This is a genomic window from Acidobacteriota bacterium (genome assembly GCA_022562055.1).
Classification (GTDB): domain Bacteria; phylum Actinomycetota; class Acidimicrobiia; order Spongiisociales; family UBA5794; genus BMS3BBIN02.
On record JADFQA010000004.1, the window covers coordinates 25,987 to 48,616 of the forward strand.

At 61.2% G+C, this 22,630-nt stretch carries 19 protein-coding genes; 11 read left to right on the forward strand and 8 right to left on the reverse strand.

All coding sequences use genetic code 11. The features are described from left to right. The first annotated feature begins 139 nt into the window (after positions 1 to 139). Genes IIC71_01980 through IIC71_01990 form a run of 3 tightly spaced genes read left to right on the forward strand, consistent with a single transcriptional unit; the run spans position 140 to position 2,848 of the window. Positions 140 to 562 carry a Zn-ribbon domain-containing OB-fold protein gene (locus tag IIC71_01980; GenBank protein MCH7667964.1) on the forward strand — a complete coding sequence of 141 codons (423 nt, stop codon included), beginning with the start codon at positions 140 to 142 and terminating at the stop codon, positions 560 to 562. Further along, entirely contained in the window at positions 555 to 1,697 is a 1,143-nt protein-coding gene (locus tag IIC71_01985) for a thiolase family protein (GenBank protein MCH7667965.1), read from the forward strand. The genes IIC71_01980 and IIC71_01985 overlap by 8 nt, the downstream gene beginning before the upstream one ends. 41 nt (positions 1,698 to 1,738) lie before the next feature. Continuing rightward, positions 1,739 to 2,848 (forward strand): 3-methylitaconate isomerase, encoded by a 1,110-nt coding sequence (locus IIC71_01990; protein ID MCH7667966.1) that lies wholly within the window; start codon positions 1,739 to 1,741, stop codon positions 2,846 to 2,848. An 89-nt stretch (positions 2,849 to 2,937) separates the two neighbouring features. Here the strand turns inward: IIC71_01990 and IIC71_01995 are convergent, their stop codons facing one another. The 7 genes from IIC71_01995 to IIC71_02025 form a co-directional block, all read right to left on the reverse strand. Further along, positions 2,938 to 3,975, reverse strand: coding sequence for a branched-chain amino acid ABC transporter permease (locus IIC71_01995; GenBank protein MCH7667967.1), 1,038 nt, complete (start codon positions 3,973 to 3,975; stop codon positions 2,938 to 2,940). Next, positions 3,972 to 4,829, reverse strand: coding sequence for a branched-chain amino acid ABC transporter permease (locus IIC71_02000; GenBank protein ID MCH7667968.1), 858 nt, complete (start codon positions 4,827 to 4,829; stop codon positions 3,972 to 3,974). Before IIC71_02000 ends, IIC71_01995 begins: the two co-directional genes overlap by 4 nt. Continuing rightward, positions 4,826 to 5,524 (reverse strand): ABC transporter ATP-binding protein, encoded by a 699-nt coding sequence (locus IIC71_02005; protein MCH7667969.1) that lies wholly within the window; start codon positions 5,522 to 5,524, stop codon positions 4,826 to 4,828. Before IIC71_02005 ends, IIC71_02000 begins: the two co-directional genes overlap by 4 nt. Next, positions 5,517 to 6,260: an ABC transporter ATP-binding protein gene (locus IIC71_02010; protein MCH7667970.1), complete on the reverse strand. Its 744-nt coding sequence runs from the start codon at positions 6,258 to 6,260 to the stop codon at positions 5,517 to 5,519. Before IIC71_02010 ends, IIC71_02005 begins: the two co-directional genes overlap by 8 nt. A 7-nt stretch (positions 6,261 to 6,267) precedes the next feature. Beyond that, positions 6,268 to 7,512 (reverse strand): ABC transporter substrate-binding protein, encoded by a 1,245-nt coding sequence (locus IIC71_02015; GenBank protein ID MCH7667971.1) that lies wholly within the window; start codon positions 7,510 to 7,512, stop codon positions 6,268 to 6,270. 275 nt (positions 7,513 to 7,787) lie between these two features. Further along, on the reverse strand, positions 7,788 to 9,083 hold the full coding sequence (locus IIC71_02020; GenBank protein ID MCH7667972.1) for an AMP-binding protein: 1,296 nt from the start codon (positions 9,081 to 9,083) through the stop codon (positions 7,788 to 7,790). Between the two features lie 58 nt (positions 9,084 to 9,141). Continuing rightward, positions 9,142 to 10,710, reverse strand: a complete 1,569-nt coding sequence (locus tag IIC71_02025) for a benzoate-CoA ligase family protein (protein ID MCH7667973.1) — start codon at positions 10,708 to 10,710, stop codon at positions 9,142 to 9,144. Positions 10,711 to 10,844: 134 nt separating this feature from the next. On the opposite strand from IIC71_02025, the gene IIC71_02030 reads away from it, so the two are divergent. From IIC71_02030 to IIC71_02050, 5 genes are all read left to right on the forward strand, one after another. Continuing rightward, a complete protein-coding gene (locus IIC71_02030) occupies positions 10,845 to 12,494 on the forward strand; it encodes a benzoyl-CoA-dihydrodiol lyase (GenBank protein ID MCH7667974.1) in 1,650 nt (549 codons plus the stop codon). A 15-nt stretch (positions 12,495 to 12,509) separates the two neighbouring features. Continuing rightward, positions 12,510 to 13,979 carry a benzoyl-CoA 2,3-epoxidase subunit BoxB gene (gene boxB / locus IIC71_02035; GenBank protein MCH7667975.1) on the forward strand — a complete coding sequence of 490 codons (1,470 nt, stop codon included), beginning with the start codon at positions 12,510 to 12,512 and terminating at the stop codon, positions 13,977 to 13,979. Between the two features lie 227 nt (positions 13,980 to 14,206). Further along, positions 14,207 to 14,674 carry a (2Fe-2S)-binding protein gene (locus IIC71_02040; protein ID MCH7667976.1) on the forward strand — a complete coding sequence of 156 codons (468 nt, stop codon included), beginning with the start codon at positions 14,207 to 14,209 and terminating at the stop codon, positions 14,672 to 14,674. Then, a complete protein-coding gene (locus IIC71_02045; protein MCH7667977.1) occupies positions 14,671 to 17,046 on the forward strand; it encodes a molybdopterin-dependent oxidoreductase in 2,376 nt (791 codons plus the stop codon). The genes IIC71_02040 and IIC71_02045 overlap by 4 nt, the downstream gene beginning before the upstream one ends. Then, positions 17,046 to 18,014, forward strand: coding sequence for an FAD binding domain-containing protein (locus IIC71_02050; protein ID MCH7667978.1), 969 nt, complete (start codon positions 17,046 to 17,048; stop codon positions 18,012 to 18,014). The genes IIC71_02045 and IIC71_02050 overlap by 1 nt, the downstream gene beginning before the upstream one ends. 40 nt (positions 18,015 to 18,054) lie before the next feature. On the opposite strand, the gene IIC71_02055 is transcribed toward IIC71_02050, so the two are convergent. Then, positions 18,055 to 18,510, reverse strand: a complete 456-nt coding sequence (locus IIC71_02055; GenBank protein MCH7667979.1) for a pyridoxamine 5'-phosphate oxidase family protein — start codon at positions 18,508 to 18,510, stop codon at positions 18,055 to 18,057. A gap of 82 nt (positions 18,511 to 18,592) precedes the next feature. On the opposite strand from IIC71_02055, the gene IIC71_02060 reads away from it, so the two are divergent. The 3 genes from IIC71_02060 (at position 18,593) to IIC71_02070 (ending at position 22,487) form a co-directional block, all read left to right on the forward strand. After that, positions 18,593 to 19,156: a UbiX family flavin prenyltransferase gene (locus tag IIC71_02060; GenBank protein MCH7667980.1), complete on the forward strand. Its 564-nt coding sequence runs from the start codon at positions 18,593 to 18,595 to the stop codon at positions 19,154 to 19,156. 282 nt (positions 19,157 to 19,438) lie between these two features. Continuing rightward, entirely contained in the window at positions 19,439 to 20,581 is a 1,143-nt protein-coding gene (locus IIC71_02065) for a hypothetical protein (protein ID MCH7667981.1), read from the forward strand. 85 nt (positions 20,582 to 20,666) lie between these two features. Beyond that, positions 20,667 to 22,487: a PEP-utilizing protein mobile subunit gene (locus IIC71_02070; GenBank protein MCH7667982.1), complete on the forward strand. Its 1,821-nt coding sequence runs from the start codon at positions 20,667 to 20,669 to the stop codon at positions 22,485 to 22,487. Positions 22,488 to 22,630: the final 143 nt, after the last annotated feature.

Here is a 22,630-nt window from a genome sequence, read left to right on the forward strand (position 1 = left end):
CGTGGGGTTAACGCATCACATAAATGGAGCGGGTAGCTCATTGACGAGGGTGGGGGTATCGGTGGACACTCGAGCTACTCGACCGACCGGCCGGACGGTTGAGTTTGCCCACATTCCGCGGATTCTCAGAGGAGGAACATTGACTGCACCTGCGACCGGTGTCTCGTTTCGACCCGGCGAGCTTGAGACGCGTCCCGACGGGACCGGCAACCTCATCGGCAGTCGCTGCGACGCATGCGGTGCTCACTATTTTCCCATCCGGGAGGCCTGCGCCCGCTGTCTCGGTCGGGACCTTGAGACGGTGAAGTTCTCGACCAGAGGAATCCTGTACACGTTTTCCATCGTGCGCCAATCGGTCCCCGCCTTCGAGGTCCCCTACGCCCTGGGATATGTGGACTTCCCGGAGAACGTCCGCATCATGGGACAAATCACCGGTTGCGACTTTGACGACATCACCATCGGGATGGCACTCGATCTCACGCTCGAACCTTTCGGCGAGGACGAGGATGGGAACGTTTTGACGGGCTATCGATTCAAACCTGCGGAGGTGAATGGTGACTGATGTCCACGTTGTTGGTGTGGGGATGACGCGGTTTGGCAAGCACCCCGACCGCACTGCAACGGACCTCGGTGCCGAGGCCCTGCACGGTGCAGTGGCTGACGCAGGGATCGATCCTCGCGTTGTCGAGGCTGCCTACTGCGGTCACGTTTTTCAAGGCATGGTCACTGGACAGCGGATCCTGGCACAAGTCGGGTTGGCAGGCCTGCCGCTCACCAATGTCGAAAACGCTTGTAGCAGCGGGGCAACGGCGATCCGAGAAGCGGCCCTTTCCATCCGAGCAGGCGAACATGACGTCGTCGTCGCGATCGGTACAGAACACCTCACCAGTAAATTCGCCGGAGCACTCACCCCGGACCCCGATGACCCGGAGGCCGCTATCGGGGCCACCATGCCGGGGGTCTACGCAATGCGGGCACGGCGCTACATGGAGGAGTTTGGGATGACCCGAGAACAGCTCGCCCTGATCCCCGTCAAGAACAAGAGAAACGCCGCGCAGAACCCCTTGGCTCATTTTCGCAGGGAGATCACGGTCGAAGAAGTGCTCGCATCGCGCCCGATTGCGGACCCACTCCGCCTGCATGACTGTTCACCGGTCACCGACGGCGCGGCTGCGGTGATTGTGATGAGTGACAAGGCGGCCAAGAGGTACGCCAACGGGAGGGGCGTCCGCCTGGCAGCGTCCACACTGCGATCCGGATCGGTCGACGTCGAGCCGACGTCGATGACGTACGAACCGCTCACCTGGGCGACTGCAAAGGAAGCGTACGAGAAGGCAGGCATCGGTCCGCAAGACATCGATTTCGCCGAGGTCCACGACTGCTTCAGCATTGCTGAAGTGCTCAGAGTCGAGGGTCTCGGACTTTTCGAGCAGGGTCAGTACCCGTGGGCTGTGGAACGCGGCGAAGCGGACATCAACGGTCGGCTGCCGATTAATCCCAGCGGCGGCCTGCTAGGAAAAGGCCACCCGCTGGGCGGTACAGGAGTTGCCCAGGTTGTCGAGCTCGTCCGGCAACTACGCGGCGAGGCAGGCAGTCGCCAAATCGAAAATGCCAGGGTGGGTCTTGCCCATTGCCGCGGAGGCAAAGCCGTCGGAATCGAGGGAGCCGCGTGCACGATACAAATCCTAGTTCGCTGAAAGCGTTCTCGTCGGAGCAAGTATCTCTCCCATTCGTGTTGATGCGAGGAGGGACGAGCAAGGCGGTATTTCTGCGCGCTGACATGCTCCCGAGCGACCACGAGAAGAGGGATGCGCTCATCCTCTCCCTTTTCGGCAGCCCTGATCCGCGCCAGATCGACGGTCTCGGCGGGGCTGATCTGCTGACGAGCAAGCTCGCGATCATCGGCGCGCCGAGCCGGCCTGGCGCGGACCTCGACTACACGTTCGCCCAGGTGAGCATCACGGAGCCCGTGGTTGACTACGACATCAACTGCGGCAATATTTCTGCGGCCGTGGGCGCATATGCGATCGACGAGGGTCTGGTAGCGGTCACCGAACCCACAACCACGGTTCGGATCCACAACACCAACACAGGTCGCATACTGCTGGTGACGGTGCCGATCGTCGAGGGCGCTGCCGCGGTCGAAGGCGCCTACGAGATGCACGGAGTGCCGGGCACCGGAGCCGCGATAGCGCTCGATTTCGCCAGGACCGCAGGAGGTATCACCGGGTCGCTACTCCCAACAGGCAATGAGATTGATGTGCTCAAGACGGAGATAGGAGAAATCGAAGCGACGATCATCGACCTTGCCAACCTCACGGTCTTCTTCCGGGCGGAGGCAGTCGGCATGGCTGGGACAGAGAACCCTGACGAATTCACCGACGAACACCTGCGTTCCGTTCAGGCAGTCAAAGTTGCGGCCGCACAGTTGCTCGGCGTGCCAACCGACGGACTCACACCTGTGCCGGCGACCGTGTCCCAACCGGTTTCGTACGTCAGTTTCGCCACAGGACGTGAGGTGGTGTCTGACGAGGTCGACCTTGTTGCACGAGTAATCGGCGGCCGACCGGCGGGACTCCACAAGGCATACCCGGGAACACTTGGTGCATGCACCGGTGTTGCTGCGCTGATGGAAGGCACGACAGTGAACTCCGTCACGAGGCGGGACCGGGAAGATTTCAACCAGATCACTATCGGGCACACATCCGGTGTGATGCCCATCTCTGTGCGCGTGGACCGCAGGGGCGATGGATGGATCGTCGCGGAAGCCACATACCACCGAACTGCACGCAGGCTCGCGGAGGGGACGGCATACATTCGCGCGAGCGGGGGACAGATGGACAAGTAGACAGGTGGACGGGGGACGGGAGGTGTTTCTGGCTGACGAAGTGGCCGGTCGGATGGGAAGCCGACGGATCGTGGAAATGAGCGCGACGGCTACGGTTTCGATTTCCGCAGTTTGCTGCGCAGTCGGCTGATGCCGGAGCGCAGAGCGCGGACGACCCCTCCTGGGAACAGGAGAAACAGCACGATGAGCAGCACTCCTTCCGCGATGAGCCGGAGCTGACTGAACGATGCCAGCACCTCACCAACGTACGCGAAGAATCCCGCCCCGACCACGGGACCCATCAGCGTCCCGATCCCTCCAAACATCACCATCACGAGCACGCGAACGTCGACGTGTATGAAAGTGAACGTCGCCGGGCTGATGAATCCTTCGACATGGGCCCACAAGGCTCCGGCGAAACCGAGCATCCCACCTCCGATCGAACCTGCGTATATCCGGTATTTTGCGACGTCGACACCCGCTAACTTTGCTGCGACCTCGTCGTCCCGGAGTGCTCGGAATGCCCAGCCGATATGCGAACGGTGGATTAGAAAGTAACCAATGAGATACACGAGCACGAGACCGAGGAACACGTAGTAGGGAGGTATCTGCCGACGAAGAAACGTGTCAGAGCCGGCCTCGACCACAAACCCTGTTTCTCCACCTGTGATTCCCCGCTGGCCGAGAAGGAGATTGTCGAACGCTAGTGAAAATGTCAGCGTGACGATTCCGGTGAAGATGATGCCGAGCGACCGACGGACCGCGATCCAGCTGAATACACCGCCGATGAGCATCGCCAATCCGGTGGCGAGCAGCATTGCCAGGGGGAACGGTACGCCCAGACGATCACTGGTGATAGCTGAGGCATAGGCCCCGACCCCGGCAAGCGCCCCGACTGCCAGAAAGAGCTGCCCCGTACTGCCGAAGATCAGGTTGAACGCTACGGCGTAACAAGCAAAGAGCAACCCGGCAACCGCGACGCCCATGAGTGTGCGTGAGTCGCCGATCCAGATAGGCACCAGGGCCAACACCATTCCAGTGGCGGCGATGGTCGTGAAGCCGGCCAGATCTGATATCCGCCGATCTCCATGGCCTCCGCCCAGGAGGCCAGAGGTTCCGGACCCGGACTCGAAGTCTTCGGCGGTCATGCTCGCTCCCCGAAGAGCCCGGAGGGACGAAGCAGGATCGTGAGAGCTGCAGCGGCCAACAGAATGATCGTCGTGATGTACGAACCGATGTAGAACGAACTTATCGCGTTGACCATTCCCAGAATGAGTCCCGCCAGGAAGGCGCCGCGCACACTTCCGAGGCCTCCGACGACAGTGACGAGCAGCGCCAGGATCGTGATTTCGAATCCTGCGCTCACGGTCACGGGACTGGTCATCGACTGTGTGACGGCAGCGAGGCCTGCAATGGCCCCACTCAACGTGAAGATCAGTGCGCGCACGGCCGAGGGGTTCACCCCGCACAGCTGGGCACCCACCTCGTCCTGGATCACCGATCGCACCGCCTTACCGGTGGTGGTGGCTCGAAAGAAGAGGACTAGAGCTCCACCCGCCAGGATGGTGATCGCAGAAGCCAGGAGGCTACCCGTGCGCATCGGCACTCCAAGGATTAAAACCGGCTTCCCTCCGATGCTCAATCCCAGGGCTTCGATCGGAAAACGCCAGACCAACAGTCCGTCGATAATGAAAGCGACTCCGATCGTCAGAAGAAGGCTGAGAAGTACTCGGGTCTCGCCTCGTTGTCGATAGACCGGTTGGAGGATGGTGAGGTTGAGCGCCAGCCCTATCCCTGCCGCGGCAAGGATTCCGAGCAGAGCGGCCGGGCCGGCGGCAAGCCCCGACCTCATCGCGATCGAAACGACCACGGCAGCGACAACCGCCATCTGTCCGTAGGCCATATTGAGGATGCCTCCTATGCCGTAGACCACGGTGAGTCCAACGCCGAGAAGGCCGAACTGGAAACCCAGCACGATTCCGTCGAGGAGTACCGCAGTCACACGACCCCCAGGTAGGCGCGTCGCACGGTCGGGTTATCCTTCAGCTCGGCAGCCCGCCCCTCAAGCTGTATCGCACCACTCTCGATCACGTATCCTCGATCGGCGAGGCTGAGCACGAGTGGAACCTGCTGTTCGGCCACCAGAATCGTCAGACCCTGCGAGCGAAGGGCTGCGAGCGATTCGTATGCCTGAGCAGCGAGTTTGGGGGCAAGGCCTGTTGTGGGCTCATCGAGGATGAGCAGTCGAGGGCGAGACATCAAGGCTCGGCCGACCGCGAGCATCTGCTGCTCGCCACCACTCATCGTCCCCGCAGCCTGGCGACGACGTTCGGCGAGTCTGGGGAAGAGATCGAACACTAGCGCTTTCTGGGCGGGATCCGGTCTTTCCGGGTACGCGCCGAGAGCGAGGTTCTCGGCGACGCTCATCTCCGGGAAGAGGTGCCGCGCCGCGGGCACAAACGAGATGCCTGCGCGTGCGATCTCGTGGATGGGCAGGTTGGCGATCGACCGGCCGTTATATCGCACTTCCCCCGCAGATACGGGGAGCAGACCGCACACAGCCTTCAGAAAAGTGGTCTTTCCCGCGCCGTTGGAGCCGATGATGGCGACGACCTCTCCTTCGCGGACGTTGAGCGACACGTCAACAACCACGACTTTGGAGTCGTACCCTGCCGAAAGGTGCGTCACCTCAAGCATCCGGGAGCCCCTCCTTCCCAAGGTACGCCTCGATCACCGCACTGTCGCGCATCACCGTCGCCGGATCCCCATCTGCCAGGAGTTTCCCGAAATCGAGCACGACTATACGCTCGGCGAGTTCCATCACCGCTTTCATCACATGTTCGACCCAGATGACGGTCATACCAAGGCGGTCTCGCACATTTCGCACCATGTCAATCGACAAGCGGGTCTCGGTGTCGTTCAGACCAGCCATCACCTCATCAAGAAGGAGCAGTCGCGGTCGGCCTGCCAGCGCCCTCGCGAGGTCGACGTAGCGTTGCTCGTGCAGATTCAACTCGTCGATCGCAGAGTCGCCTTTGTCCATCAGCCCAACGAAATCGAGCATCGCGGTAGCCTCGTCGTCAGCCTCTGATTCGGACAATCGATCCGCCCTCTTGCCGAACATGGCTCCGATCATCACATTCTCACGGACGGTGAGAGACGGAAACACCCGCGGAGTCTGCAGCACCATTGCGATGCCGGATTGACGAATCCGATACGTCGGCATCGCGGTGATATCCACATTCTCGAACCTGACCGCACCACTCGTCAGTTTCAGGAGTCCGATGATCGACTTGAGCAGCGTGCTCTTCCCCGCGCCGTTCGGACCGACAATGGCGAGAATCTCTCCATCGTCGACTCCCATAGTTACCCCGTCGACGGCCGGGAGGCCGCCGAAGCGTTTATGTATGTCGTCGAGTTCGAGAATCGCCATCCACTGATTATGGAACGAATGGCTCGAGAGGATCCGACAATATGAGGAGTTCCGGATACCAGTTGGCTCCGGGGTTGACACCTTCGGGCGGTTCCTGCTCACGGATCACCACGAAGGTTGGCTGGGCGGCGGCAATCTCACCCCATTCGGTCCAACTCAGCGGGAACGAGTAACCGGGAATATCGAACGTGTTGGCATGCAGGTACGCGGCCACGGCTGCGGGGTCGTCGCCAACAGCTCCGACAGCCTCGGCGATAGCGTGCACTATGCCGAAGCCGGCTACGGCGTCATCCTCCATGAACGCGTTGTCGGAGAATGCGAGGTATCTGCGAGCGAGATCCTGATACGCGTCGCTGTCATAGTCGACACAGGCGAAGTCGGCGTATCGATCGAATGCTTGCTCCCCGACCGCGCCCACGATCAGTCCCAAGGGGTTCCAGGAACCGGTGACCTCGAGGTTCATCCCGAAGTCGTCTGACTGCTTCGTGATCGACACCCCTCCCGGTGGATGGCCTGTGGCAACGAGGATACCGGCTCCGAAATCGTCGAGCTTTCGGAGGTAGGTCGCGAAGTCCTTCTCAGGAACCGGGGCTACCTCGATCTGCAGTTCCACTCCCGCGAGATTGGCGAATTCGGTCTCAAGGGCCGACTTCACCGCCTGTCCCCATGCGTAGTCAGCCACGATGGCGCCGACTTTCGTGACCCCGGTACTGAGGACATACTGAGCAATCGGACCGGCAATCATGGGTGCGGCAGGAAGGCAGGTCCGGAACGTGTACCGGCTGTCCGTCGTGAGAATGGCGTCGGAGCCGGCCTTGACCAGGAACAGTGGTACAGACAGCTCTTCGGCGATTCGAGCCGCCGACAGACCGACGTCGCTTGAGATCACACCGCCGACTGCGACGACACCATCTTCGATGAGCCGTTCGAGGCCGCTCGCCCCCTCCTCAGGATTCGACTGGTCATCGCGTTCGAGCAGCTCAAGCTGCCGCCCATCTACACCTCCGGCTTCGTTGATCTCTTTCACGGCAAGCCGCATACCGTCGCGAACCGACACGCCCCATGGGGCGAACGTTGCCGTCAGCGAGGTGAGGAGACCGATTTTGATGGGCTCGGTGCTCGCCGCGGTCGTGGTTGTCGTCTCCGCCGCACCGGCTGTTGTGTCGGTCGATTCGTCCGTGGTGCTGCATGCACTGAATACGAGCGCTAGTGCCAGAAGCATGGTTAAGCGGATAAGCCAGGATCTCTTCATTGGGCGATGCCCTCTCATGTCGTGATGATCATTTCGTCGACGTGACCGTGGGGTCTCGTAGCAGTCGCTGTATCTCCGGAATTGCCAGGTGAACAACTATCAGGGTATTTGACCATAGCAAGCGCCCTTGCAAGTTGTCAGATCGATGGCGGAACGGGTTACACTCCCGCTTCGAACGTGCGTGCTGTGTGTGAACGTTGAAGTCCTGCCTACCGTGAGCAGTCAACTACTCGCCGGCTTCGTGAAACACAGCACGACGTTGCCGGCCTGAGTGATCACGCAATGAAGAACCGGCGTGCTTTCAACTCGAAGCGCGGAAGAGTGCCCAGCTGCACCATCACGATCTCAGGCCGCAGCCCCAGCGAGGTTTCGAATGCTGTTCGCACGGCAGACACGGTGTCCTCACCGCTCTCATCTCCCCGGCACTCGACCTCGATGAGGATCTCCGCCATCGAGTCACCCCGCGTAACGGTGACACGGTACTCGCTAACCGCGTTGCAGCTTCGCACCAGGTTCTCAACCGCGGCAGGGTAGACGTTGACCCCACGGACCACGACCATGTCGTCGGCTCTCCCAAGGACTCCTCCCTCGAAACGAGTGAAGGTCCGTCCGCAGTCGCACGGGGTGTCATTGATACGAACAATGTCGCCGGTGCGGTATCTGATGACAGGGAAACCGATTCGACCCAGGTTTGTGATGACAAGTTCGCCTTGATCGCCGGCCGAGACCGGCCGCCCGGAAACGGGGTCGACCACTTCGACGATGAACTCGCTGTCGATGGCGTGGGTTCCCTCTGGTTGGGCCTGGCACTCGAAGCTGTGGGCGCCAACCTCAGAGGCTCCCGCATGGTCATAACACTTCGCCCCCCATGCGCTTTCGATGCGGGCTTTCGTGGCGGGTACGTTGGCACCGGGTTCCCCGGCGTGCACCGTCACCCGCATCGGGATTGACCGTAGGTCGAAGCCTTCGTCGCTCGCCACTTCAACTAGTCGTAGTGCGTACGTCGGGGTGCAACACATCGCAGTGATCCCATGGTCTGCCATGAGCTGGAGCCGCTGCACCGAGGTGCGACCCCCTCCGGGAATCATCAAGGCACCGATCTCCTTTGCGCCTCCCAGAGCAGCCCAGAACCCGATGAACGGACCGAACGAGAAGGGCACAAACAGGCGGTCCTCGGCCGTCAGCCCTGCCCCGGCAAGCACGAATCCCCAGCATCGACCCCACCAGTCCCAGCTCTCGGGCGTATCGAAGACCCGCAACGGCGAACCTGTGGTGCCGGACGTCTGGTGAATTCGCGTGTAGGCAGCCTCGGGGAATGTGCAGTTGGTGCTCATCGATCCTTCGTCCTGCGCCGCCAGCAGCTCGGTCTTCGTTGTGAACGGCAGACCGGCGAGATCCTCGAGCGTGCGAACATCTTGTGGCGATACGCCCGCCGCAGCGAGCTTGTCCGTAACGAAGCGGTTGCTACCGTAGGTCTCTGTCACCACCGCGGCAAGCTTCGCCTCTTGAAGCTTGGTCAGTCGCTCCCGTGGAAGCGTCTCTACCTCACGGTCGAAAAAGGTGACATCCATCGCAGCAGTCTGCATCGCCGACCTTGAATCGTGCAAACCGAGACAGGTTCACAGTTCGCTATGCGCGGAGTTTGAACCGTTGGATCTTGCCGGTCGCGGTCTTCGGCAGGTCGTCGACAAACTCGATCCAGCGAGGGTACTTGTATGGCGCAAGCCCTTCCTTGCACAAAGTCCGTAGCTCCGTCTCGAGGTCCGCGCCGACCGCCGAGGAATCGGCGAGGACAACGAACGCGGCCGGTTTTACAAGACCGGCATTGTCCTCGCGGCCGACGATTGCCGCTTCAAGAACGAGGGGGTGCTCCATGAGTTTCGCCTCTATTTCGAACGGGGAAGTCCAGATCCCTCCCACCTTCATCATGTCGTCACTTCGACCCTGGTAGTAGAAGTAGCCGTCCTCATCACGTATGTACGTGTCACCGGTGTCCAGCCAACCATCGGCGAGCATCGTGACCGAGGTTTTCTCAGGGTTGTTCCAGTACGCCCTCGCCGTCGATTCGCCGCGATTGAGCAGCCGCCCCGCTTCCCCGACGGGAACGTCGTTGCCATTGTCATCGACGATCCGAGCGTCGTAACCAGGGACGGGCTTACCTGTGGCGCCTGGCCGAATGTCTCCAGGCAGGTTTGAGATGAAGATGTGAAGCAGCTCGGTCGATCCGATGCCGTCGATGATGTCGAGCCCCGCGTACTCCTTCCAGCGCCGGAGAATATCAGGTGGTAGCGCCTCGCCCGCCGAGACGCACAGCCGTACGGACGACATGTCCGGCGCGAGCTCGTCGTACGCGGCCAACTGAGCCGCGTAGAGTGTTGGGACTCCGAAATACAGAGTGGGTTGCGATCGTCTGATCACGTCAAAAGTCGTTTCAGGCGTGGGACGGCCATCGAATAGGATCGCCGTGCCACCCACCCACAGGGGGAACGTCATGCCATTACCAAGGCCGTATGCGAAGAACAGCTTTGCGGCAGAGAAGAATATGTCGTCCTCCACGGCGCCAAGGGTCTCAACGCCGTATCGCTGGGATGTGACGACCATGTCACGGTGCCGGTGGATCGCACCCTTCGGGTTGCCTGTGGATCCGGACGAATAGAGCCAGAAGCAGTCGTCAAGGGCCGATGTGGCGACAGCCTCGAGCGTCGGTGAGGCCGCCTCCATGAGGGAGCGGACCGTGGTTCCTTCCCCCTCGGTGTGGATACGGTGTGCGGGGCCCGGGGTGATGCCCTCCAGGGCGGGCACCACGGCCTCGTCGTACTCCGGAGACCATACGAACGCGGCAGCCTGCGAGTCCGCGATGACGAACTGGTAGTCCTTTGCCCGCAGAAGCGTATTGAGGGGAACGGGGATGAACCCCGCCTTGATGGCACCCCAAAACAAGTAGTAGAAGACGGGGTCGTCCTTGACCACCATGAGCACTCGGTCACCGCTTCTGAGACCCAGACCCTGGAGGGCGTTCCCAGCCCGGTTCACACGGTCCGCGAGCTCCCCGTAGGTGACCTCGTCGCCGTTGCTCGTCCGAATGGCGACGTTTCCTGCCCGACCCTCCGCGAGGTGCCGGTCGATGAAGGGAACGGCGACGTTGAACACGGGAGCGAAGGTCAGTTCCTCCGCAGCCACGGTCACGTTGTGGTCCATCACATCCCCGTTTCCCGTATGCCCATCATTGTGGGATTCTGTTCGCCACCATAGCAACCCTCCCCGGGCGCGGTCCGACGAGCTTGCTTCGCCGGCCTGATCGAGCCGAAATTCTCCGGTGGTAGCATCACGAGATGAACGTGGACTTCCGTACCCATCCGGATCGCTACAGGCACTGGAAGCTGACCGTGCAGGGGGAGGTCGCCCGTCTCGGCATGGATGTCGACGAAGCAGGGGGACTCGGCCCTTGGGAACTGAAGATGAATTCCTACGACCTCGGCGTGGATATCGAGCTCTACGACGCCGTACAGCGGCTCCGATTCGAGCACCCCGAGGTGAAGGCCGTCGTGATCGAATCGCTCAAGGAGCGCATCTTTTGTGCAGGGGCGAACATTCGGATGCTCGGCAGCTCCACACATCCTGAGAAGGTGAACTTCTGCAAGTTCACGAACGAGACTCGCAACGGCATCGAGGATGCCAGCGACCACTCGGGCCAACGCTATGTTGCCGCTCTAAGAGGGAACGCCGCCGGAGGGGGGTACGAGTTGGCCCTCGCAACGGACTACATCATTCTTGTAGATGACGCCACGGCCTCTGTCGCTCTTCCAGAGGTTCCGCTACTCGCGGTACTTCCCGGTACCGGTGGACTCACCCGGATGGTCGACAAGCGGCATGTCCGCCGTGATCTTGCCGATGTGTTCTGCACCGTTGAGGAAGGGGTCAAGGGCCAGCGTGCCGTGGAGTGGCGCCTTGTCGACGAGGTTGTTCCAACCTCACGATTCGCCGAACTCGTCGATGAACGTCTGGCAGAGATGGCCGCCACGAGCGACCGCCCGTCGCACGGTCCCGGAATCGAGCTGACGCCCCTGGCGCGGGAAGTGTCCGAAACCACTATCACCTACCCCCACCTCCGAATCGAACTGGATCGTGCGGCGGGCGTCGCGACGCTGGTTATCGCCGGCCCCGGCGAGGTGCCGCCTACCGATCCAGACGGAGCCGTTACCCTCGGAGCGGCGTTCTGGCCTCTGGCGATGGTCCGTGCTCTTGACGACGCGATCCTGCACCTACGAACCAACGAGAGGGAGATCGGCACTTGGCTACTCAAGACCGAAGGAGATACGGAGCTTGTTGCTGCGCACGACGCCTTTCTTGTGAAACACGCCGACCACTGGGCGGTACGAGAGATCATTCTGTACTTGAAACGGACCCTGCGACGGCTCGATGAAACGTCTCGCTCAACGTTCGCTCTCATTGAGCCGGGAAGCTGTTTCGTCGGCGCCCTCGCCGAGATTGCCTTCGCCGCCGACCGCTGCTACATGCTTGAGGGTACCTTCGATGGCTCCGACACGACCGCACCGATACTCCGGCTCACGGCAATGAATGTTGGTCCGCTCACTATGAACAACCACCTCACCAGGCTCGCCACTCGATTCTGGGGCAGGGACGAAACGCGAGAGCAGGCCGAGGCGCTGGTGGGGAAGGATCTCAACGCTGCGGAAGCTCTTGACGCCGAACTCGTCACGTTCGCCTACGACAAAATCGACTGGGATGACGAGTTGCGGATCACCCTTGAGGAGCGTGCGTCGTTCTCACCAGACGCCCTTACCGGCATGGAGGCGAACCTCCGATTCCCCGGACCCGAGACTTTCGAGACGAAGATCTTCGGTCGGCTCACCGCCTGGCAGAACTGGATATTCACGCGACCGAACGCTTCGGGACCAGACGGAGCCCTACAGCGCTATGGGACAGGACTCCGGCCCGATTTCAGCCGCCAACGAACCTGAGGGAGAGATCCAACAATGGCTACCGACAGTGTCGACTACTCGACGCTCATACCGAACAATGTCGGGCTTGCCGACGACCAGAAGCTGCTGCAAGCGCTTGAGAAGTGGTATCCGAAGTACCTCGAGTGGTGGTCCGACATGGGACCGACGGGGTTCATTGCCGATACACCGTTCCAGGAAGCCGAGGTGTGGTTACGCACGGCGGTGAGTGTGGAGAAGGACGGGTGGGCCAAGTTCGACTATGTGAAGATGCCGGAATACCGCTGGGGAATCCTCCTCGCTCCTCCCGAGGAAGGACGCACAATTCCGTTTGGTGAGCACAAGGGCGAACCGGCTTGGCAGGAGGTTCCGGGAGCCTACCGGGCGATGCTTCGACGCCTCATCGTTATCCAGGGAGATACCGAACCAGCGTCCGTCGAGCAGCAGCGGTTCCTCGGTAGTACGGCCCCATCGTTCTACGACATGCGCAATCTCTTCCAGGTCAACGTCGAGGAGGGTCGCCATCTGTGGGCGATGGTCTATCTGCTCCAGCGATACTTCGGGCGGGATGGCCGTGAAGAAGCCGACGAGCTTCTGCGCCGCCGCTCCGGCGACGCAGACCGTCCCAGGATGCTTGGAGCGTTTAACGAGGAGACACCAGACTGGCTGTCGTTCTTCCTGTTCACCTATTTCACCGACCGCGACGGGAAAATGCAGCTTGAGGCGCTTGCCCAGTCCGGCTTCGACCCGCTCTCGCGTACCTGTCGCTTCATGCTTGCTGAAGAAGCCCATCATATGTTCGTGGGAGCCACAGGCGTCGGCCGCATCGTGAAGCGAACCGTGGAGGCGATGCGAGATGCGGGCATCGATGACCCATACGACACGGATCGTATTCGGTCCCTCGGGGTCATCGACCTGCCACTTATTCTGCGTAAGCTCAATTTCCACTTCTCCCTTACGCTCGACCTCTTCGGTTCGGAGGAGTCGACGAACGCTGCGGGCGCGTTCCACTCCGGGGTAAAGGGCCGTTACCACGAGACGGCAATAGACGACGACCACCAACTCGTTGGATCCACCTACCCGGTAACTAAGCACGTCGAAGGCGAATTCCGCACGGTCGAAGTGCCCGCGCTCAACGCGCTCAACGCCAGGCTTCGGGACGACTACATCGAGGACTGCGCGGGTGGTCTGAGGAGATGGAACCGCTACATCTCGGAAGCCGGCATCGACTTCGAGCTGAGCCTCCCCCACGTCGCCTTCCACCGTCAGGTCGGAGATTTCGCCGGCCTCAATGTGACCCCCAAGGGCGAGTGCCTTGACGCCGCAACGTGGGATTCGCAACGCGCTTCATACCTTCCGGTCGAAGACGACAAGACGTTTATCGAGAAGCTCATGCAGCAGGTGACGACACCGGGCGAGTTCGCCTCGTGGATCGCCCCACCCCAGAAGGGCGTCGGCGGAAAGCCGGTCGAGTTCGAGTACGTACAGATTCCCGGCACTACCTGAAATATTCGCGCCGCACCGAACGCGAATAGATGACGTAGTCGGCGTGCCGAGTCCCTTGACACTTCTGTCACGCACCGCAAACACCGACCGCTACCGCCTTCCTCGCTTCCGCGTCGGCGCCCTGGGGAAGGGGTTCCGTCGGCGTATGGTGATAGCCGGGAGGTCGGAGATTCAGCGGAGGAGCAGTCGAACCACTGCGCTACGATAAGTAGCCCACATGCGGAGAGATGATGGAACCGGTGATACTGACGGTGAACGGCACGGACCGCCACCTCTTCGTGGCTCCCCATCGCACGCTGCTCGAGACCATCCGCGAAGACCTTCGCCTCACCGGAACCAAACACGGCTGCGAGCTGGGGGAGTGTGGCGCCTGCACGGTTCTCATCAACGGCGTACCGATCCTCTCCTGCCTCACGCTGACCGTCGACGCAACCGATGCCGAGATCGTCACTATCGAAGGAATCGGATCAATCTCCCGGCCGCACCCTCTCCAAACCTCTTTCGGCGAACACGGTGCGACACAGTGCGGTTACTGCACGCCCGCGATGATTCTCACCGCCAAGGCGCTGCTCGACCGCGACCCCAGCCCCTCCGAGCAGACGATCGCAGAGGCAATCGCCGGCAACATGTGTCGATGTACCGGGTACGTGTCCATCGTCAGAGCGATTGCCGCCGTCGTTGAGGAGAATCAGTGAGAGTCGATCCGCATCTTGGAATCGTCGGACGGGCCGCTCCCCGTGTCGACGCGCTGGCGCAGGCAACCGGCGCGTTGAAATACATTGACGACCTCTCGTATCCAGAGATGCTCCACGGCAAGATCCTTCACTCCATTCAGGCGCACGCCAGGATTCTCACTGTCGACACATCCGCAGCCGAGGCGCTTCCCGGTGTCCACGGGGTTCTCACCGGTGCGGATCTTCCCGTGGCCTTCGGACTTCTCCCCGTGAGCCAGGATGAGCACGCTCTTGCAATCGATAAGGTCAGATACGTGGGCGACCCTGTGGCCGCAGTCGCGGCCGAAGATCCAGACACCGCGCAACAGGCCATAGAGCTCATCAAGGTCATGTACGAGCCGCTTGAGGTCGTCAGCACGATCGCGCAAGCTGTCGAGATCACAGACGAACCCATCCACGGTGACGGACCCCGCAACAATCGCGACCGCGAGGTGACGCTTGAATTCGGTGATGTCGACGCTGGCTTCGAAGCCGCTGACCACCTGCGCGAGGATGTGTTCTTCTACCAGGGAAACAACCACGCCGCCCTCGAAACGCACGGAGCGCTCGGTGTCGTGGGGGACGATGGGCGCCTCCACGTTTTTTCCGCGACCCAGGTGCCCCACTACCTTCACCGCATACTTGCCCGGGTTCTTGAGATGCCGGAGAACCGTATCCGGGTAACCGCTACCCCCACGGGTGGCGGTTTTGGGGGGAAGACCGACGTCTTCTCCCATGAGCTTGTCGCCGCAAAGATGGCCCTGGTCACCGGCCGTCCTGTGAAGTTCCTGCTCACTAGGGAGGAAGTCTTCTACGCGCACCGCGGCCGTCATCCGGTACTCATGTGGGTCAAGACCGGCTTCACCGCCGATGGCCGGATCACCGCGATGTCGTTCAAAACGTTCCTCGACGGTGGCGCCTATGGCAGTTACGGGGCGGCTTCGCTGCTCTACACCGGACAACTACAGACGGTCACCTACTCCATACCGGCCTACCGATTCGAGGGAGTGCGAGTGTTCACCAACAAGCCGGCCTGCGGGCCAAAACGAGGCCATGGCACACCCCAGCCCCGCTTCGGCCTCGAAGTGCACCTCGACAAGGCCGCCGACGAGCTCGGCATTGACCCCGTGACACTACGAAAACGAAACCTCGTTAAGCCGCACAGCACCACGGTGAACCATCTCCGGATCACGAGCTGTGGACTCGATGAGTGCATCGACCGAGTGGTGAATTCGTCCGGGTACCTGGACCGGCGCCGCAAGCTCTCCGCGGGACGCGGGGTCGGATTCGCGATCGGGGCGTACATGTCCGGCGCGGGTCTGCCCATCTACTTCAACGACATGCCTCAGTCCGAGGTGATGCTCAAGGTCGACCGTGGCGGAGGTGTGACCGTCTACTCGATGGCAGCCGACTGCGGACAGGGGTCAACGACCATGCTCGCGACCGTCGTCGGCGAGGCACTCGGACTCGACCCCGCAGAGCTGGCCCTCGTTACCGCGGACACAGATCTCACCCCCGTCGACCTCGGTTCGTACTCCAGTCGGGTGACGTTCATGGCGGGCAACGCAGCCCTCGACGCTGCCCTGAAGCTCACCGACCTCGTACTCACCGCTGTTGCGGACGAACTCGATCTCGACCCGGATGTGGTTTCGATCGGCAAGGGGGTTGTGCGCGCAGGCGATCGCGAGATCCCGTGGCCGGAGGCCGTCCGCATCGCCGAGGCAAAGCGGGGTCTTCTCGTGACGACAGGCACATACAAACCGCCGAAGGACATCATGGGGGACTATCGAGGCGCCGGCGTCGGCCCCTCGCCCGCGTACTCGTACTCGGCATGTGTTGTCGAAGTCGAGTGTGATCCGGAGACCGGGCACCTAGCGGTCGAGAACGTGTGGCTCGCCCACGACGTCGGTCGAGCCATCAACCCGCTGCTCGTGCGGGGCCAGATCGAAGGCAGCGTGCACATGGCGCTCGGGGAGGTCCTGATGGAGGAGCAGGCCTTCCGGGGAGCGTTGCATTACGGCCCTTCACTTCTGGACTACAAGATCCCCACCGTTCTCGAAATGCCCCGCGTCGAGTCCATCATTGTTGAATCGATTGATTCCGAGGGTCCGTTCGGTGCAAAGGAGGTCGGCCAGGGTCCGCTCCTGCCGGTCATCCCTGCGGTGGTGAACGCCGTCCACGACGCCCTCGGCATCCGCGTGGACGAGATTCCGCTTCGGCCCGACAAGATTCTCGCCGCGCTCGACGACCTCAAGCGCGGAGGGGAAGGCCGTCACGGCCCGACAGGCCTTCCCGACTACACGTTCCGCTCGCCGCTGCACGTCGACCCACCACCGGAGATGGTGACCGTCTGATGCTACGACTCCCACCCCTTCGCCACGAGGCGCCATTAACAATCGAGGAGGCGGTTGCGCTGCTTGCCGAGGACGGCGCGCTGCTCGCCGCCGGCGGCAGCGACCTTGTTCCGAATCTCAAGCGACGCCAATACCCAGACGCTCGATCCATTGTCTCTCTTCGTCGTATCCCCGACCTGGCGGGAGTAAGGGTCGATGTTGATGGGACCATCCGGATCGGCGCGCTGGTGACGCTCGCCGAAATTGTGCTGGACACGCGAATTCCGGCAGCGCTTCGGGAAGCGGCCGGGGCGGTGGCTTCGCCGCAGATCCGTAATCAGGGCACCGTTGGCGGAAACCTCTGCGTCGACACGCGTTGCGACTGGCTCAACGTCCCCGAAACGTGGCGCCAAGCGGCCGAACCATGTCTCAAGGCCGGTGGGGAGATGTGCTGGGTTGCTCCGGCGAAGAAGGACTGCTGGGCTGTGAGCAGCTCCGACCTCGCTCCGGTCATGATCGTATTAGGTGCCGAGGTGCAGCTCATCAATAGCGAGGGGCAGCGCTCAATTCCCGTGGAGGAGCTGTATCGGAACGACGGCATAGCGTACCTCGCGAAGGCCCCGAACGAGATCCTCACCGAGATCACTATCGGAGTCCACACCGATCTCCGAGCCACCTATCAGAAGCTGCGACGTCGGGCAAGCATCGACTTCCCCATCCTGGGAGTCGCAGCTGCGGTCCGGCTCGACGCTACCGGCACATGTACTGAGGCGCGCATCGTCCTCGGCGCGGTCGCCTCTGCTCCCCTGCGGGTCCCGACCGCCGAGCAGGCCCTGATCGGACGGACATACGACTCCGACTCGATCGCTGAGGCGGCCGAAGCCGCGAGAAAACTCGCCAGACCCCTCAACAACACCGACCTCACCTCACGCTATCGGAAGCGCATGATCCCTGTATTCGTGAAACGTGCCCTTGAGAAGCTTGCCTGACCTCGAGCTGAGGGTGCGCCGTTTCGGCGATGGTCCGTCCTCAGGGGAGAGGGATCTCGTCCCGGTGTCCGAAACCGAGTTCGTTGTCGACGAAGTGACAGTGTTCGGGCACAAGCTCGTACCAGGTCACTCGTTTCAGTGCGACCCTGATCAGCGCCGGAGCCTGATCTGGTCCAGTCACGGGAAATTTCTCCGCATACCGCCTTGCTGCCCCGATCCGTTCTGAGCCTGAAAGAACCCTGACCCGACCCTCGATCTGGATGCCCTTGATCTCCGTCCAGTTGTTGTAGTCCTCATGGATGGCCGCTGCGCACCGGGGATCAGTGGACAGATCCTCGGCGTGGCGACTCCGGGGGGAGGACAGAAATGTGAGGGTGAACCCGGCGTTCACATAGAACACGGCTGCGGCCCAGGGTCCGCTGGGTCCGTTGGTGGCCAACGTCATCACGTTGTGGTTCGCCAAGTAGTCCAGAACCTTGAGGCGGAGTTCGGACATGTGACGTTCCCTTTCAATTCTGAGTATGTTGGGTCTTGAGCGTACCTCTATCTCGTTGTGCGAGGAGTTCGTTGTGGTAACAGTGGATCGTCTTGTTGTCGGGATATCCGGTGCCAGTGGTGTCGTGTACGGCGTCAGACTCCTTGAGGCGCTTGCCGACCGCAAGGACATCGAGACCCATCTTGTCGTGAGCGGCGGCGCATTGCGCACGCTCGAACTCGAGACCGATCTCACGCTTCGCGAGGTTGAGGCGCTCGCCGATCAGGTTCACGACGTGGACGATCTGGCTGCCCCGCTCTCGTCGGGATCCTTCCGGACGATGGGAATGGTTGTCGCCCCCTGCTCCATGAAGACCCTTTCGGGCATCGTGAATTCCTTCAGCGACAATCTCCTCATCCGGGCGGCGGATGTGACACTGAAGGAGCGCCGTCGGTTGGTACTGCTTCCCCGCGAGACGCCACTGCATCTCGGGCATGCACAGCTCTTCGTACGCGCCCTTGAAATGGGTGCTGTTGTTATGCCGCCCGTTCCGGCGCTGTATCACCGTCCAACGACGGTCGCGGAGATCATCGATCACACGGTCGGACGAGTTCTTGACGTCTTCGACATCGACAACGATCTCGTTGCGCGTTGGACCGGTGGATGAACTCGCCGCGACGGCGCAGTCATCTGAACGCATAGTCCCGGTCTAGCGAGGCTGCCCCGACAGCCGTTTGACACGGAAAACATGGTCGCGTTATGGTTCTATATCAAGAACAAGGTTCTATGACACGAACATATCATGTACATGGGTATTTCGCATCATGACACGGCCATGGTTGTGGAGAGACCCGCCGCGAACCCATGAATCGGTCCGAAATCGTTCCCGCGGCAGCTCGACTGAGGTCGAGCTCATCCAGCCCTACGCGGGGCTAAAAGCACCGTGAAGATGGACACCGAGTACCTGGTTGTGTTCGAGAACTGCCTCGACGACAGCGTCGCCTTGGTCGGAGGCAAGAGCACGGGACTCGGAAGCATGATCCGGGCGGGGATCCCGGTTCCTCCCGGTTTCGCGGTGACCACCCGTGCCTATAGGGCGATGCTCGAAGAAGGAGCATTGGATCATGAGATCGCCGAACTCCTTGATCGGGCGGATCCCGACGACGTCGCCGGCCTTGAAGAGATCAGCCGTTCGATCGCTGCCTTGATCGAGGGTTCCGCCATTCCCGCAGATGTCGAGGCGGAGATTCGCCAGGGATACGACATGCTTGCCTCGGTGTCCTGTGGTGGAACAGATGCGAATGGACGCGATCTGGATTTGCCAGTCGCCGTGCGTTCGAGCGCCACCGTAGAGGATCTGCCCGACGCGAGTTTCGCGGGCCAGCAGGATACGTTCTTGTGGATCGTTGGCGCGGACAGCGTTCTTGAGCATGTGAGACGCTGCTGGTCGAGCCTGTACACCGCACGGGCAATCGCCTACCGAATCGAGAAGGGCTACCACCGCGAGAAGATCCACATGAGCGTGGTCATTCAGAAAATGGTGAATGCCCGCGCCGCCGGTGTGATGTTCACGCTCAATCCGATCAACGGCGACCGCTCGAAAGTCGCAATCGATGCAAGCTGGGGACTGGGCGAAGCTGTGGCCTCAGGTGAGGTGACGCCGGATAACTACCTCGTCGATACGATCGCGATGAGGATCGCCAAACGCACAGTTTCATCCAAGGCGATTGAATATCGTGCGAATCCTGCCACGGAACGGATCGAGCGGACCGTCGTGCCACCGGAACGCCGGGATGCCCCGTGCCTCGCTGACGAAGAGATTCTCACTCTCAGTCGCCTGGCGCGCCGCGTCGAAGCCCACCACGGGCGTCCCCAGGATCTCGAGTGGGCGATCGACGCCGATCTCGAACCACCTGACAACATCGTGCTCCTTCAGAGTCGGCCCGAAACGGTCTGGAGCGATCGCGATCGCAAACAGGTTTCTAGGGGCGACCGGTCGACCATGGACCACATCGTGGCGAATCTCCTCGCCGGAGTTCGGCTGCGACACGGCGATTCGGATACCGACAATATCGGAGGTGTGCTGGGTTAGACCAACGATGCAACGGCGCCGGTGGCCTGGGACGGCGGTGAGGAACTCGGACAACAGACAGATACGCAAACGCGAGGAGAGACCGATGAGCGAAACACGTTTCCCCAATCCCTTCGAGGTGCCAACCCCGGAAGGTTGTGAGGGATGGGAAGATCTATACCCGTACTACTACCTGTTCAGTGAGGAACGCAGGGAGTTCGAGGAGTCGAAGTTCTGGTTCTTCGACGGCATGCACCACCCGGAGGTGTTGTACCCGTTTGACACCATCACCTGTGAGAGTTGGTGGGTTGCGTTGGGGGAGATGAATACGCGGGTCTTCATCGTGCCCCCGGCCCTGGGGATCGACCAGAGAGTTCTCAACGGACGCCTCTACATCAGCGCAAATGCGATCATGGACGAAGAGGTTGTCGAGGAACGGGTAGCGCACTTCATGGAGCGCGCCGGTTACTACTACGAGCACTGGGATGAGCTCTACGACAAGTGGAAGGACAAGGCTCGCCAGACGATCGAAGAGCTCAAGGCAGTGGACGTCAAACCTCTTCCTGAGATGGAGGACATCGAGGTCGTCCATGCCGGCAGGGGCCTCACCTCGGCGTACGACCTGCTCGTGGCGTACAACCGTGTCATCGAGAACATGCACAAGATCTGGCATCTCCACTTCGAGTTTCTGAATCTGGGTTACGCCGCCTACCTGACCTACTTCGGGTTCTGCAAAGAACTCTTTCCTGACATCCCTGATCAGGTTGTGGCTCAGATGGTGGCCGGCATCGATGTCCTCCTCTTCCGACCAGACGCGGAATTGAAGAAGCTCGCGGCGAAAGCTGTGGATCTCGGGGTGGGTGACGCCCTCAAGGACAACACTGAGCCGGCCGTGGTGATCGAAGCGCTTGAGCAGTCAGAAGCAGGTCGACGGTGGATAGCGGAGCTTGAGAAGGCGAAGGACCCCTGGTTCTACTTCTCGACAGGCTCAGGTTTCTACCACCATCACAAGACCTGGATCAATGACCAAACCTTCCCTTTCAGCGGAATTGCCGACTACATCCGCAAGATCGAGGCAGGCAAGAGCATTGAACGTCCCCTGAAAGAAATCATCGCGGAGCGCGATCGCCTGTCTGCCGAGTATGCGGCGCTTCTCGACGGCGATGACCTCAAGAACTTCAACGACCAGTTGGGCCTCGCAAGAACGGTCTTCCCGTTCATAGAGGACCACAACTTCTACGTTGAACACTGGCACCATGCCGTGTTCTGGAACAAGATGCGCGAGTTCGGCCAGATCTTTGTCGACGCCGGGTTCTTCGAGGAGGTGGACGATATGTTCTACCTCCATCGCTTCGAGGTCGAGGCTGCGCTATACGACCTCATTTCCTCTTGGGCCGTCGGAACGCCGGCGAGAGGCCCGGGATACTGGCCGAAGAAGATCGTGAAACGCAAGGAGCTCTTCGAGAAGCTCTCCGAGTGGACGCCGATCCCCGCTCTGGGCGAACCGCCTGAAGTCGTCACCGAACCGTTCACCATCATGTTGTGGGGAATCACGACGGACTCGATCCAGAACTGGCTCGGTGTCGGTCAGGATGAGAGCGCCGACTATGACTTGAAGGGTTTCGCCGCGTCTCCCGGCACGGTCGAGGGTCTCGCGAGAGTGATCATGAGCGCGGATGAGCTCGCCGATGTGCAGGAAGGCGAAGTTCTCGTCTGCCCGATCACAAATCCGAGCTGGGGTCCGGTGTTCTCGAAAATCGCCGCGGCGGTGACCGACATCGGTGGAATGATGTCTCACGCCTCGATTGTGTGTAGAGAGTACGGCGTCCCAGCGGTCGTCGGAACCGGCTTTGCCACACAGAAGATTAAGACCGGTCAACGGCTGCGCGTCGACGGCGCTGCCGGGACCGTGACGTTCCTCGACTGAGAGCCGCGACTCGCCCGGGGATTCCCCTGCCCCGGGCGAGTCCCTGCTTATCTCTGGGAAACGACCGATCCGAGAAAGCAAGAACAGCCATTTGAGACTCAAACCTATTGTATGATATTGTTCCGTATCAAGAACAAGGTTCT